General features: G+C 63.6%; 13 protein-coding genes. 12 read left to right on the top strand and 1 reads right to left on the bottom strand.

The window, feature by feature from the left end:
- The first annotated feature begins 59 nt into the window (after window positions 1-59).
- The 3 genes from AC1RUK_RS24325 (at window position 60) to trmB (ending at window position 2,631) form a co-directional block, all read left to right on the top strand.
- Window positions 60-479: a helix-turn-helix domain-containing protein gene (locus AC1RUK_RS24325; protein ID WP_006202918.1), complete on the top strand. Its 420-nt coding sequence runs from the start codon at window positions 60-62 to the stop codon at window positions 477-479.
- Window positions 480-646: 167 nt separating this feature from the next.
- Window positions 647-1,912, top strand: a complete 1,266-nt coding sequence (gene metK / locus AC1RUK_RS24320) for a methionine adenosyltransferase (protein WP_436170693.1) — start codon at window positions 647-649, stop codon at window positions 1,910-1,912.
- 20 nt (window positions 1,913-1,932) lie between these two features.
- Window positions 1,933-2,631 carry a tRNA (guanine(46)-N(7))-methyltransferase TrmB gene (gene trmB, locus AC1RUK_RS24315; protein WP_481838613.1) on the top strand — a complete coding sequence of 233 codons (699 nt, stop codon included), beginning with the start codon at window positions 1,933-1,935 and terminating at the stop codon, window positions 2,629-2,631.
- A gap of 62 nt (window positions 2,632-2,693) precedes the next feature.
- On the opposite strand, the gene AC1RUK_RS24310 is transcribed toward trmB, so the two are convergent.
- Window positions 2,694-2,858 (bottom strand): hypothetical protein, encoded by a 165-nt coding sequence (locus tag AC1RUK_RS24310; RefSeq protein ID WP_481838614.1) that lies wholly within the window; start codon window positions 2,856-2,858, stop codon window positions 2,694-2,696.
- Window positions 2,859-3,168: 310 nt separating this feature from the next.
- Between AC1RUK_RS24310 and rimP the strand changes: the two genes are divergently transcribed.
- From rimP to pnp, 9 genes are all read left to right on the top strand, one after another.
- Window positions 3,169-3,813, top strand: coding sequence for a ribosome maturation factor RimP (gene rimP, locus AC1RUK_RS24305; RefSeq protein ID WP_481838615.1), 645 nt, complete (start codon window positions 3,169-3,171; stop codon window positions 3,811-3,813).
- A 47-nt stretch (window positions 3,814-3,860) separates the two neighbouring features.
- Window positions 3,861-5,456: a transcription termination factor NusA gene (gene nusA, locus AC1RUK_RS24300; RefSeq protein WP_481838616.1), complete on the top strand. Its 1,596-nt coding sequence runs from the start codon at window positions 3,861-3,863 to the stop codon at window positions 5,454-5,456.
- A gap of 38 nt (window positions 5,457-5,494) precedes the next feature.
- On the top strand, window positions 5,495-6,145 hold the full coding sequence (locus tag AC1RUK_RS24295; protein ID WP_481838617.1) for an RNA-binding protein: 651 nt from the start codon (window positions 5,495-5,497) through the stop codon (window positions 6,143-6,145).
- Window positions 6,142-8,712: a translation initiation factor IF-2 gene (gene infB, locus AC1RUK_RS24290; protein WP_481838618.1), complete on the top strand. Its 2,571-nt coding sequence runs from the start codon at window positions 6,142-6,144 to the stop codon at window positions 8,710-8,712. The genes AC1RUK_RS24295 and infB overlap by 4 nt, the downstream gene beginning before the upstream one ends.
- Before the next feature lie 126 nt (window positions 8,713-8,838).
- A complete protein-coding gene (gene rbfA / locus AC1RUK_RS24285; protein WP_006202926.1) occupies window positions 8,839-9,243 on the top strand; it encodes a 30S ribosome-binding factor RbfA in 405 nt (134 codons plus the stop codon).
- Window positions 9,243-10,223, top strand: coding sequence for a tRNA pseudouridine(55) synthase TruB (gene truB / locus AC1RUK_RS24280; RefSeq protein ID WP_481838619.1), 981 nt, complete (start codon window positions 9,243-9,245; stop codon window positions 10,221-10,223). Before rbfA ends, truB begins: the two co-directional genes overlap by 1 nt.
- Before the next feature lie 45 nt (window positions 10,224-10,268).
- Entirely contained in the window at window positions 10,269-11,363 is a 1,095-nt protein-coding gene (corA, locus tag AC1RUK_RS24275) for a magnesium/cobalt transporter CorA (RefSeq protein ID WP_481838620.1), read from the top strand.
- Window positions 11,364-11,566: 203 nt separating this feature from the next.
- Window positions 11,567-11,836, top strand: a complete 270-nt coding sequence (rpsO, locus tag AC1RUK_RS24270; RefSeq protein ID WP_006337962.1) for a 30S ribosomal protein S15 — start codon at window positions 11,567-11,569, stop codon at window positions 11,834-11,836.
- A 406-nt stretch (window positions 11,837-12,242) separates the two neighbouring features.
- Window positions 12,243-14,390 carry a polyribonucleotide nucleotidyltransferase gene (gene pnp, locus AC1RUK_RS24265; RefSeq protein WP_481838621.1) on the top strand — a complete coding sequence of 716 codons (2,148 nt, stop codon included), beginning with the start codon at window positions 12,243-12,245 and terminating at the stop codon, window positions 14,388-14,390.
- Window positions 14,391-14,466 lie beyond the last annotated feature (76 nt).

Raw genomic sequence — 14,466 nt, 5'->3', positions numbered from 1 at the left:
TCCGGCTTCGTTTGGGCAGGAAAAAATAGAAAAAGCCGGAAAAATTCGGCGAGGAGAAAATGACAGAAGAAAACAAGAAAAAGCCTAACCCGATCGACATCCATGTCGGAAGTCGCATCAGGCTCCGGCGCAATATGCTTGGAATGAGCCAGGAAAAGCTGGGTGAGAATCTCGGCATCACGTTTCAACAGATCCAAAAGTATGAAAAGGGCACGAACAGGGTGGGCGCCAGCCGTTTGCAGGCGATAGCCTCCATTCTCAGCGTGCCCGTTGCCTTTTTTTTCGAGGATGCCCCGGGTCAGGAGGCCGTGGGCAATCGTGGATTTGCCGAAGACGCGTCGATGGCTTTCGCCGTCGAATTCTGCGGCAGTCCGGAGGGGCTTCAACTCAACCGCGCCTTCGTCAAGATTGGCGACGTCAAGGTGCGCCGCAGGATCATAGATCTGGTGAAATCCCTTTCCACCGATGACGCCGACTGATCCAGAGGCTTGTGCCACCGGCGGCGCCCTGCCGTCGCTGGCACAAGCCAACTGTGCTGACATTTCATGCCAGAACCGCGGCAGCGCTTGACGAGCGGCGCCCGGCACCGCTAACACGTGGCGCGCCAAAATCGGCAACCTGCCGATCTTTTCAAGAGGGGACACCCGTGACGCGGCAGAATTACTTCTTCACCTCGGAATCCGTTGCCGAGGGCCATCCCGACAAAGTTTGCGACCGTATCTCCGACGAAATCGTCGATCTGGTCTATCGCGAGGCCAAGAAGACCGGCATGGACCCCTGGAAGGTCCGTGTCGCCTGCGAGACCCTGGCGACAACGAATCGCGTCATCATCGCCGGTGAGGTCCGGGTTCCCGAGACGCTGCTGAAAAAGGACAAGGCCGGCAACATCCTGATGGATGGCGCCGGTCATCCGGTCGTCAATCCGGCAAAGTTCAAATCGGTGGCCCGCAAGGCGATCCGCGAGATCGGCTACGAGCAGGCCGGCTTCCACTGGAAGACGGCGAAGATCGAGGTTCTGCTGCACGGCCAGTCGCCGGACATCGGCCAGGGCGTCGACAACGCCGCCGACCGGCAGGGCGAGGAAGGTGCCGGCGACCAGGGCATCATGTTCGGCTATGCGTGCCGCGAGACGCCGGACCTGATGCCGGCGCCGATCTACTACAGCCACAAGATTCTCGAACTGCTGGCCGCCGCGCGCCATGAAGGCAGCGGCGATGCGGGCAAGCTCGGGCCGGACGCCAAGAGCCAGGTCACCGTGCGCTATGTCGACGGCAAGGCCGCCGAGGCGACGCAGATCGTGCTGTCGACCCAGCACCTCGATTCGAGCTGGGATTCGAAGAAGGTCCGCAAGGTCGTCGAACCCTATATCCGCGAGGCGCTGGGCGATCTCAGGATCGCCGACGACTGCAACTGGTACATCAATCCGACCGGCAAGTTCGTCATCGGCGGGCCGGACGGCGACGCCGGACTGACCGGCCGCAAGATCATCGTCGACACCTATGGCGGTGCCGCACCGCATGGCGGCGGCGCCTTCTCCGGCAAGGACACGACCAAGGTCGACCGCTCCGCCGCCTATGCGGCGCGCTACCTTGCCAAGAATGTGGTGGCGGCCAAGCTCGCCGACCGTTGCACCATCCAGCTGTCCTACGCCATCGGCGTCGCCCAGCCGCTGTCGGTCTATGTCGACCTGCATGGCACCGGCAAGGTCGAAGAGGCCAGGCTCGAAGACGCACTGCGCACCGTGATGGACCTTTCGCCGTCCGGCATCCGCCGTCACCTCGACCTCAACAAGCCGATCTACGCCAAGACCTCGTCCTATGGCCATTTCGGCCGCAAGGCAGGCCGCGACGGTTCCTTCTCCTGGGAGAAGACCGATCTCGCCAAGGCGCTCAAGGACGCGGTCGCCGCCTGACGGCGGCGCGGGACCCGTCCATGGATCCGAAGGGCAGGCCGAGCCGCGCGACCGAAGGTTTTTTCGGCCGCCGGCACGGCAAGACCATTCGCCCGCAGCAGGCGGCGGCTCTGGAAAGCGGTCTCGGGATCTATGGTCTCGACCTCGCCGAATCGCCCGCCGAATTGCGCAAGCTGTTCAAGGCGGATGTCTCTGCGGTTCGGCTCGAAATCGGCTTCGGTGGCGGCGAACATCTGCTGCATCGCGCCACGGAGGCCCCGACGACCGGCTTCATTGGCGTCGAGCCGTTCGTCAACGGCATGGCCAAGCTGATGAAGGCGGTGAACGAAAAGCCGCTTGCCAATCTGCGCGTCCATGACGATGACGCCACGCGCCTGCTCGATTGGCTGCCGCAAGCCACGCTCGACGGCATCGATCTGCTCTACCCCGACCCCTGGCCGAAGAAAAAACACTGGAAGCGGCGTTTCGTCGGTCCGTCCAATCTGGACCGTTTTGCCAGGGTGCTGAAATCAGGCGGAAAATTCCGCTTTGCTTCCGACATCGACAGTTATGTGAACTGGACGCTGCTCAACTGCCGGGCGCATGGCGCGTTCGCCTGGCAGGCGCAGGAGGCGGCGGACTGGCATCGGCCCTATGAGGGTTGGCCGGGCACGCGCTACGAGGCGAAGGCCATCCGCGAAGGCCGGCGTCCGGCCTATCTCACCTTTATGAGGAAATAGCTGCGCACAAGCGCCGTTTGCGTCTCGGTCCAACGCCCCTGCGTCAGACGCCCGGAGTTTTCTTAGAAGCGGCCGATCCTGTTGAAGGCGGCCGGATTGATACCCAGATTGCGCAGGTCCCGGTCGCGGGGCTTGCGGCCGGCCTGCACGGCATGCGAGGCGGCGGCAGCACTGCCAAACGCGGTAAAGAAGCCGCCGATGGCGGAAAACATCAGGCGATTGCTCATGGTCATATCCTTTCGCGCGCCACCGCGCGCCGGTCATATTTGTGCAACGCAACATAGATAGGCACGCGATGCCGGCAAACACAGGTGGATTAGCGCATAGGCACCATGCACCTCATGCAACGCTGTTGCCGCTGCCGTGGCTTCTGCCCGCCCGGTACGGCGGACTATTGGTACAGCGGACTTGAAACGCCGGCCGGTATCGTCTATATCAGCCTCAAATTCTTGGTCGGTATGACGAAGAGTGGGTCCACCCGGTCCCGCTCTTTTTTATTACCTGCCGGTCAGCCACCAATCGAACGACAGGGATCGAATGACTGCAACGGCAAGCGAAAGCGACGACCGCATCATCCGCGAAAGCGGTATCGATGCGCGCATCGCGCTGATCGTGCAGCCGGTGCTGCGCGGGATCGGCTTTCGCCTGGTGCGGGTGCATCTGTCGGGCCAAAACGGGCTCACGCTGCAGATCATGGCCGAGCGCGAGGACGGCACCATGACCGTCGAGGATTGCGAAGAGGTCAGCCGGGCCGTGTCGCCGGCGCTCGATGTCGATGATCCGATCGAAAAGGCGTATCATCTCGAAGTGTCGTCGCCGGGCATCGACCGGCCGCTGGTGCGCAAGTCGGACTTCGCGACATGGACCGGCCATCTGATCAAGATGGAGACCTCGGTCCTCGTCGCCGAACGCAAGCGCTTCAAGGGCAAGATCGCCGAAAGCGACGCGCATGGCGTGCTGATCGCGCGCGACAAGGCGGCCTATGGCGAGGAGCCGACGGTGCGCGTGCCTTACGATGCGATCGCCGACGCCCGGTTGGTGCTGACCGACGATCTCATCCGCGATGCCCTGTCGAAGGACAACAGGGCGCGCAAGGAAGCAAAGAAGCGCCGCGGCGAACCAGAAGATGCGCCAGAGGGTGCTGAACTGGACGCCGAAGACGGAACCGAACAGGAAAGTTGATTGAGCTGCCGGGCGAGAGCTCCGGCAACACGCTCGGGAGAAAGACAATGGTTGTAAGCGCCAACAGACTCGAACTGCTGCAGATCGCCGATGCGGTCGCGCGTGAAAAGTCGATCGACAAGTCGATCGTTATCGCCGCCATGGCCGATGCCATCCAGAAGGCGGCGCGTTCGCGCTATGGCCAGGAAACCAACATCCGCGCCGACATCAACGCCAACACCGGCGAGATGAAGCTGCAGCGGCTGATGGAAGTGGTCGAGAAGGTCGACGACTACGCAACGCAGATCGCCATTTCCTCGGCGCGCGAACGCAACCCCGACGCCCAGCTTGGCGATTTCATCGCCGAACAGCTGCCGCCGATGGATTTCGGCCGCATCGCCGCCCAGTCGGCCAAGCAGGTCATCGTCCAGAAGGTGCGCGAGGCCGAGCGCGACCGCCAGTATGACGAATACAAGGACCGCATCGGCGAGATCGTCAACGGCACCGTCAAGCGCGTCGAATACGGCAACGTCATCGTCGATCTCGGCCGCGGCGAGGCGATCATCCGCCGCGACGAGCTGATCCCGCGCGAGAACTACAAATATGGCGACCGCGTCCGCGCCTATGTCTACGACGTGCGCCGCGAGCAGCGCGGTCCGCAGATCTTCCTGTCGCGCACCCATCCGCAGTTCATGGCCAAGCTCTTCACCATGGAGGTGCCGGAAATCTACGACGGCATCATCGAGATCAAGTCGGTCGCCCGCGATCCGGGCTCGCGCGCCAAGATCGCCGTCATCTCACGCGACTCGTCCATCGATCCGGTCGGCGCCTGCGTCGGTATGCGCGGCAGCCGCGTCCAGGCGGTGGTCGGCGAGTTGCAGGGCGAGAAGATCGACATCATTCCGTGGTCGCCCTCGGCCGCTTCCTTCATCGTCAACGCGCTGCAGCCGGCCGAAGTCGCGAAGGTGGTGCTCGACGAGGATGCGGAGCGCATCGAGGTCGTGGTTCCTGACGATCAGCTGTCGCTGGCCATCGGCCGCCGCGGCCAGAACGTCCGTCTTGCCTCGCAGCTCACCGGCTGGGACATCGACATCTTGACCGAGCAGGAAGAGAGCGAGCGCCGCCAGAAGGAGTTCGTCGAGCGTTCGGCGCTGTTCATGGAAGCCCTCGACGTCGACGAGATGGTCGGCCAGGTGCTTGCTTCCGAAGGTTTTACCAGCGTCGAGGAAGTGGCTTACGTCGATTCCGGCGAGATCGCCTCCATCGACGGTTTCGACGAGGACACCGCCTCGGAAATCCAGACCCGCGCCCGCGAGTATCTGGAGAAGATCGAGGCCGAGCACGACGACAAGCGCAAGGCTCTGGGCGTCGCGGACGAACTGCGCGAAATCGCCGGCATCACCACCGCCATGATGGTGACGCTCGGCGAGGACGGCGTGAAGACGATCGAAGATTTCGCCGGCTATGCCGCCGACGATCTGACCGGCTGGAAGGAACGCAAGGACGGCGAGACCAAGGTCTATCCCGGTGTGCTCGCCAATCACGGCGTTACGCGCGCCGATGCCGAGCAGATGGTTCTGGCTGCCCGCCTCAAGGCCGGCTGGATCACCGAGGACGAGATTGCCGCGCAGGATGCGCCGGCTGACGAAACCGTCGGTGCGTGAGGTGAAACCGCATCGCACAGAACCCGCCCTTGGACGAGATGAACGATCGCACCTGCATCGTCACCCGCAGGCAGGCCGAACCGGATGAACTGATCCGGTTCGTCGTCGGCCCGGATTCGGCCGTCGTTCCGGACATCAAGAGAAATCTGCCCGGCCGCGGTTGCTGGGTCAGTGCCGAGCGCCTACATGTCGACAAGGCAGCGGCGAAGAACCTGTTTGCCCGCGCCTTCAAGGCGCAGGTGACCGTTCCCGCCGATCTCGGCGGCATGGTCGACGGGCTGCTTTCCAGATCCGCTCTGGGCATGCTGGGCCTTGCCCGCAAGGCAGGCGCAATCGCTCTTGGCGCCACCAAGGTCGAGAGCGCCGTGCGCGCAGGATTGGCGCTTTTCGTGCTCCACGCGACTGAAGCGTCCGACGATGGCGTGCGCAAAATCAGCCAGGCGCGGCGGGCAACCGTCCATCTCGGCGGCCCCGCCATCCTTGCCTACAAACTTTTCTCCGAGGCCGAGTTGAGCTTGGCATTGGGGGGTACAAATGTGATACATGCTGCCGTTCTCGCGCAAGACGCGGGCAGGGCGGTCCAGAGGCGCATGGTTGCGCTCGACCGGTATCGGGGCGGTTCCCCGGACGATCTGGCAATGCTTGCGGCCGTTGCTGACGAAGATGATGCCGCAGAGGATATGGAATGAGCGATACGAAATCGGGCGACGACAAGACGTTGAGCGTTACGCCGAAGAAGACCTTGACGCTGAAGCGCCCCGGTACCGAGCAGGGCGTCGTGCGCCAGAATTTCTCGCATGGCCGCACCAAGCAGGTCCAGGTCGAGATCAAGAAGCGCAAGTTCTCCATGCCCGGCGAAAAGCCGGAGCCGGTGGCCGCGCCTGCGTCCGTGTTCGCGCCGAAGCCGGCCGTTGCGGCTGCACCCGCCGTGCAGGAAGCGCCCAAGGCGCCGCCGCCTCCGCAGCCGGTCGAGCGCAGCGGCATGGTGCTGAACGAATTGTCGCGTGGCGAGATGGAAGCCCGCCGCAGGGCTCTCGAAGGCTCCAAGGTTCGTGAGGTCGAAGACCGCCAGCGCGCCCAGGAAGAGGCCAAGCGCCGCGCCGAGGACGAAGAGCGCCGCAAGCGCGAGCGCGAGGAATCCGCGCGCCGCCAGGCCGAGGAAGAAGCGCGGCTGCAGACCGAGGCCGAATCCCGGCGTCGCGCCGAGGAAGAGGCACGCCGTCGCGCGCCGCTGGCCGCCGAACTGGCGACAGTCGACGACGACGAGGACGTCAAGCCGAAGCGCACTGGCGCCGGCGCCCCCGTGCGCCGCCCGGTCACGCCCGAGGTGGCGCGTCCGGCCAAGCCCACCAAGGGCGAGGAAGACCGCCGCCGTGGCAAGCTGACCCTCAACACAGCGCTTTCAGACGAGGATGCGCGCGCCCGCTCGCTGTCGTCGATGCGTCGCCGCCAGGAAAAATTCAAGCGCGCGATGCACAATGAGCCGCGCGAGAAGGTTATGCGCGAAGTGATCCTCCCCGAAACCATCACCATCCAGGAACTGGCGCAGCGCATGTCCGAGCGCGCGGTCGACGTGGTCAAGTTCTTCATGAAGCAAGGCCAGATCATGAAGCCGGGCGACGTCATCGACGCCGACACGGCTGAACTGGTCGCCACCGAATTCGGCCATACGGTTCGCCGCGTCGCCGAGTCCGACATCGAGGAAGGCCTGTTCAACATCGCCGACAATGCCGAGGACCTGGTGTCGCGTCCGCCGGTGGTGACGATCATGGGCCATGTCGACCACGGCAAGACCTCGCTGCTCGACGCCATCCGCAACGCCAACGTCGTCTCCGGCGAGGCCGGCGGCATCACCCAGCACATCGGCGCCTACCAGGTCGAGAAGAACGGTCAGAAGATCACCTTCATCGACACGCCCGGCCATGCCGCCTTCACGGCGATGCGCGCCCGCGGCGCCCAGGCGACCGACATCGCCGTGCTGGTGGTGGCGGCCGACGACAGCGTCATGCCGCAGACGATCGAATCGATCAGCCATGCCAAGGCGGCTGGTGTCCCGATCATCGTCGCCATCAACAAGATCGACAAGCATGATGCCGACCCGCAGAAGGTGCGGTCGGAGCTGCTGCGCCACGAGGTCTTCGTCGAATCCATGGGCGGCGAGGTGCTGGACGTCGAAGTGTCGGCCACCAAGGGCACCAATCTCGACAAGCTGCTCGAAGCGATCCTGCTGCAGGCCGAAATCCTCGACCTGAAGGCCAATCCGGACCGCACAGCCGAAGGCGTCGTCATCGAGGCTCAGCTCGACAAGGGCCGTGGTCCCGTCGCCACCGTGCTGGTGCAGACCGGCACGCTGATGCCCGGCGACATCCTGGTTGCCGGCAACGAATGGGGCCGGGTGCGCGCGCTGGTCAACGACCGTAGCGAGCATGTCAAGGAAGCGCCGCCGGCGATGCCGGTCGAGGTGCTTGGCCTGCAGGGCACGCCGCAGGCCGGCGACCGCTTCGCGGTGGTCAACAACGAGGCTCGCGCCCGCGAGATCACCGAGTATCGCCAGCGCCTGGCGCGCGAGAAGGCGGTGGCCAAGCATGCCGGCCAGCGCGGCTCGCTCGAACAGATGATGTCGCAACTGCAGACGAGCGGGCTGAAGGAATTCCCGCTGGTCATCAAGGGAGACGTGCAGGGTTCGATCGAAGCGATCAACGCCGCGCTCGACAAGCTCGGCACCGACGAGGTGCGGGCACGCATCGTCCATGCCGGCGCCGGCGCCATCACCGAAAGCGACGTGTCGCTGGCGGAAACCTCGGGTGCCGCCATCATCGGCTTCAACGTCCGCGCCAACGTGCAGGCGCGCGCCGCTGCAGCGGCCGCGGGCATAGAGATCCGCTACTACTCGATCATCTACAATCTCGTGGATGACGTGAAGGCGGCGCTCTCCGGCCTGCTCTCGCCGGAGCGTCGCGAGACCTTCATCGGAAATGCCGAGATCCTCGAGATCTTCGACATCACCAAGGTCGGCAAGATCGCCGGCTGCCGTGTCACCGAAGGCAAGGTCGAGCGTGGTGCGGGCGTGCGCCTGATCCGCGACAACGTCGTCATCCACGAAGGCACGCTGAAGACGCTGAAGCGCTTCAAGGACGAGGTTTCGGAAGTGCCGGGCGGCCAGGAGTGCGGCATGGCCTTCCAGAACTACGAAGACATGCGCGTCGGCGACGTCATCGAGTGCTTCCGTGTCGAGATGGTGACCCGGACGCTCTGAGTTCGTATACTGTCGATACGACCGGGCGGTGGTCGAAAGGCCGCCGCCCAAGCCGTATTGAGAAAGCCCTATTGAGACATGCGGCGCGGTCCCATCCCGCGCTTCACGATTTCAGGATCGAGAAAAATGCCCCGTTCAACCACATCAGGCCCATCCCAGCGTATGCTGCGCGTCGGCGAACAAGTGCGCCATGCCCTGTCCGAAACTCTGCAGCGCGGTGAGATCATCGATCCGCTGATCGAGAATGCCGTGGTTTCGGTGTCGGAAGTGCGCATGTCGCCCGATCTGAAGATCGCCACCGCCTTCGTCTCGCCGCTTGGCGTCAAGGACACCGATGCCGTGGTCGAGGCGCTCAACAAGCATGCGAAATTCGTTCGCGGCCGTGTCTCGGGCGCGCTGCGGCAGATGAAGTACATGCCGGAATTCCGCTTCCGGCTCGATACGTCCTTCGACAACTTCGCCAGGATCAACGACCTCTTGAAATCGCCCGAAGTGGCGCGCGATCTCGACAATGACAAGGACGAGAAATAATGGGGCGCCGCGGCAAGAAGAAGGGCCGGCCGGTCTCCGGCTGGCTGGTGCTGGACAAGCCGGTCGGCATGGGCTCCACCGAAGCCGTCTCCAAGATCAAGTGGCTGTTCCAGGCCGAAAAGGCCGGCCATGCCGGCACGCTCGATCCGCTCGCCTCCGGCATGCTGCCGATCGCGCTCGGCGAAGCCACCAAGACCGTGCCCTACGTCCAGGACGGCGCCAAGATCTATCGCTTCACCGTTGCGTGGGGTGACGAACGCTCGACCGACGACCTCGAAGGCCCGGTAACGAACAGCTCGGACAAGCGTCCGGCCGAGACCGAGGTAAGGGCGCTGCTGCCGAAATACACCGGCGTCATCATGCAGACGCCGCCGCAGTTCTCGGCCATCAAGATCGCCGGCGAGCGCGCCTACGATCTCGCCCGCGACGGCGAAACGGTCGATATACCCGCGCGGGAGATCGAGATCGGACGTTTGGACGTCATCGAGCACAGTGGCGAGCGGACCATTTTCGAAGTCGAATGTGGCAAGGGCACTTATGTCCGCTCGCTGGCCCGCGACATGGGCCGCGACCTCGGCTGTTTCGGCCACATCGCCGAATTGCGCCGGATCGAGGTCGAGCCGTTCACGCAGGAGGACTTCGTCACTATCGCCGAGCTGGAAGCAGCGCGCTTCGGCGAACAGGGCGATGAGGGCCCGGACACGGCCGATGATGCATCCGACGCACCCGATCTGCCAGTCGACTTCACGGCCATCGATGCACTGCTGGTCGACACGTCAGCCGCGCTCGATTGCCTTCCGCAGGTCGCCATCAGCGACGATGCGGCGGTGAAAATCCGGCTCGGCAATCCGGTCATCATTCGCGGCCGCGACGCCCCTGTCGAGGCCGAGGAGGCCTGTGCCACGGCGCGCGGCAGGCTGGTCGCCATCGGCGCCATCGAGCAGGGCATGTTCAAGCCCAAGCGGGTCTTTGCCGGATGATGGCTCTCGGCTAGTTTCGGTTCGACATTACGCTTGAGGGGGCACATGGCAAAAGCTGACACGACAAGGAAGCGGGCGCCGCTGAAAACAAGGCGGCCGCCCGTTGGCGCCTCGCCGGGCACGCTGATCGCCGATCCGTCGGCGCGGCGCAGCGAGCTCAGGCTGACCCTGATGTCGCCCGAGAAGTTCGAGACCATCGAAAATGCCAGTATCGACGACCTCAACACGCATTGCGACAGCTGGCCGGTCATCTGGCTGGATTGCACCGGCCTTGCCAACATCCCGCTGATCGAGGAGATCGGCCGCATTTTCAGCCTGCACCCGCTGGCGCTGGAGGACGTCGTCAACACCGGCCAGCGGCCGAAGGTGGATTTCTTCGAGGATCACGCCTTCGTCGTCGTGCGCATGATCGACGACGTCACGGCGCACCGCTACGAACAGATCTCCGTCTTCTTCGGCAAGAATTTCGTCGTCACCTTCCAGGAGCGCGAGGGTGACCCGTTCAATCCCGTGCGCAAGCGCATCGAGAGCTCGATGCCCAACCGGCTGCGGTCGCGCGGCGCCGACTATCTCGCCTATGCGCTGATCGACGCTATCGTCGACAGCTATTTCCCGCCGATCGAGGCGGCCGGCGAACAGGTCGACAGCATCGAGGACGAGATGCTGAACACGCCGCACAAGCACCAGATGCGGCAATTGCACGAATTGCGGCGCGACGCCAATGTGCTGAAGGGCGTGCTGTGGCCGATGCGCGATGCGCTGGCGACGATGATCCGCAACGACGTGTCCTATGTGAAGGCCGAGACCAAGATCTTCCTCAACGACACACTCGACCATTCGCTAAGGCTCATCGAGCTGGTCGAGACCCAGCGCGACATGCTGACCGGTCTTATCGAGATGCATCTGTCGCTGAGCCAGGCGCGCACCAACGAGGTCATCGGCTACTTGACCATCGTCTCGGGTGTCTTCATGCCGCTCACCTTCCTGGTCGGCGTCTGGGGGATGAACTTCGATCCCGAAACCTCGCCATGGAACATGCCGGAATTGAGGGCCTATTACGGCTACCCGGCAGCGCTTGCCTTCATGGCGGCCGTTGCTGTCGGGCTTGTAGCCTTCTTCAAATGGAAGAAGTGGCTCTAGAGTTTGTTTGGCTGCGGAAATTCTTGATCATCGCAGCAAAAACCTGCGACAAGCCGGCTTCGTGAATTGGGCTGGTGTTTTCCGGGGAATTGCACTATATGCGCCGCAGCTTCGCGCCCTGACGCGTTGCTTGCACCGGCCCCTGCTGGACGACATCCCGGCTGAGGGCGTCCCGTTTCCTCGAACAGATAAGGAAAAACACGATGTCGATTACTGCTGAGCGCAAAAAGGAATTGATGGGTGAATTCGCAACCGCCAAGGGCGATACCGGGTCCCCGGAAGTCCAGGTGGCCATCCTTTCCGAGCGCATCAAGAACCTGACCGACCACTTCAAGGACCACAAGAAGGATAACCATTCCCGCCGTGGTCTGCTTGCTCTCGTCTCCCAGCGCCGCAGCCTGCTTGATTATCTCAAGCGCAAGGACGACGCGCGCTATCAGACGCTGATCGAGAAGCTCGGTCTGCGCCGTTGACGAATTGACCGGCGGGCTTTCTTCGGAGAGCCCGCCGGTCGCGCATTGGAGCATCGGGTCAATCCAGTACTCCAATGCAGGAATGGAGCGCCGTGCGTCCCCCTTTGGACGCGCAAAAGGACGCTCCGAAAAGTTTGAATTTGCGCGTGATGCTTCCCGAGATTTTCGGAGTTATGCGCAAGGCCGGTCGGATCGATTGGCCAGACCCGGTTTCGAAAGTGCAGAGGGCCATTCGGAACCGCCCATGGACGGTCATGGGGCAGGATTGCAGGATGCTCGTGCGGCTACCGTGCCGATTGCCGAGCTTCCCGTTGTCTTGCCCGTGGCTGCCCGAGAAAGGAAGCCAGGCAAGGGCATACGCGCACCGTGAAACGGTGCGGCCCTTTCCGCATATGAAGGACAAGACATGTTCAATCACCACAAAGTGGAAATCGAATGGGGCGGCCGTCCGCTCGTTCTGGAGACCGGCAAGATCGCGCGCCAGGCTGATGGCGCGGTGCTGGCCACCTACGGCGAGACCAAGGTTCTCGCCACCGTCGTCTCGATGAAGGAGCCGAAGCCCGGCCTCGACTTCTTCCCGCTGACCGTCAACTACCAGGAAAAGACCTATGCCGCCGGCAAGATCCCGGGCGGCTATTTCAAGCGCGAAGGCCGTCCGAGCGAGAAGGAAACGCTGGTTTCCCGCCTGATCGACCGCCCGATTCGCCCGCTCTTCGCCGATGGCTACAAGAACGACACGCAGATCGTCGTCACCGTCGTCCAGCATGATCTCGAGAACGATCCGGACATCCTGTCGATCGTCGCCACCTCGGCCGCGCTGACGCTCTCCGGCGTCCCCTTCATGGGCCCGATCGGCGGCGCCCGCGTCGGCTACATCAACGGCGAATACGTGCTCAACCCACATGTCGACGAGATGCAGGAATCCAAGCTTGACCTCGTCGTCGCCGGCACCACTGATGCCGTGCTGATGGTCGAGTCCGAGGCCAAGGAGCTTGGCGAGGATCTGATGCTCGGCGCCGTCATGTTCGGCCACAAGGGCTTCCAGCCGGTGATCGACGCGATCATCAAGCTGGCCGAAGTCGCCGCCAAGGACCCGCGCGACTTCACCGCGCCGGACTATTCGGCGCTCGAGGGCGAGATGCTGAAGATCGTCGAAAACGAACTTCGCGACGCCTACAAGATCACCGACAAGCAGAAGCGCTACGCCGCCGTCGACGCCGTCAAGGCGAAGGTCAAGGCCGCGTTCACCGCGGCCGAAGGCGAAGACGCCAAGTACACCTCCGAGCAGATCGGCAGCGTGTTCAAGGAACTCCAGGCCAAGGTCGTGCGCTGGAACATCCTCGACACGGGCTCGCGCATCGACGGCCGCGACCTGAAGACGGTCCGCAAGATCGTCTCGGAAGTCGGCGTCCTGCCGCGCACCCATGGTTCGGCGCTGTTCACCCGCGGCGAGACCCAGGCGCTGGTCGTCGCCACGCTTGGCACCGGCGAGGACGAGCAGTATGTCGATTCGCTGACCGGCATGTACAAGGAGAAGTTCCTCCTTCACTACAACTTCCCTCCCTATTCCGTCGGTGAAACCGGCCGCATGGGTTCGCCGGGCCGCCGCGAAATCGGCCACGGCAAGCTCGCCTGGCGCGCCATCCGCCCGATGCTGCCGACCGCTGACCAGTTCCCCTACACGCTGCGCGTCGTCTCGGAGATCACCGAGTCCAACGGCTCGTCGTCGATGGCCACCGTCTGCGGCACCTCGCTGGCGCTGATGGATGCCGGCGTTCCGCTGGCCAAGCCCGTCGCCGGCATTGCCATGGGCCTGATCAAGGAAGGCGAGCGCTTCGCGGTTCTCTCCGACATCCTTGGCGACGAGGATCACCTCGGCGACATGGACTTCAAGGTCGCCGGCACCGCCAACGGCATCACCTCGCTGCAGATGGACATCAAGATCGACGGCATCACCGAAGAGATCATGCAGATCGCGCTCGGCCAGGCCAAGGACGGTCGTCTGCATATCCTCGGCGAAATGGCTCATGCGCTGTCCGGCGCGCGCGCCGAGCTCGGCGAGTTCGCGCCGCGCATCGAGGTCATGCACATCCCGACCGACAAGATCCGCGACGTCATCGGCTCCGGCGGCAAGGTCATCCGCGAGATCGTCGAAAAGACCGGCGCCAAGATCAACATCGAGGATGACGGCACGGTCAAGATCGCTTCGTCCAACGCCAAGGAGATCGAGGCGGCGAAGAAGTGGATACACACCATCGTCGCCGAGCCGGAAGTCGGCGAGATCTACGAAGGCACGGTCGTCAAGACCGCCGACTTCGGCGCTTTCGTCAACTTCTTCGGTCCGCGTGACGGCCTCGTCCACATCTCGCAGCTGGCCAACGATCGCGTCGCCAAGACCTCCGACGTCGTCAAGGAAGGCGACAAGGTCTGGGTCAAGCTGATGGGCTTCGACGAGCGCGGCAAGGTTCGCCTGTCGATGAAGGTCGTCGACCAGGCCACCGGCAAGGAAATCGTCCGCGACAAGAAGGCCGAAGGCGAAGAAAACGCCGCCTGAACGGTCTGACCACGCAATCGAAGCGGGCGCGGCTTATGTCGCGCCCGTTTTCATTTTCACGGTAAGAACGAGATCG

Source organism: Mesorhizobium monacense, from assembly GCF_056781675.1.
The sequence above is the reverse complement of the archived record's forward strand: the minus strand, read 5'-3'. Positions and strand labels throughout refer to the sequence as shown.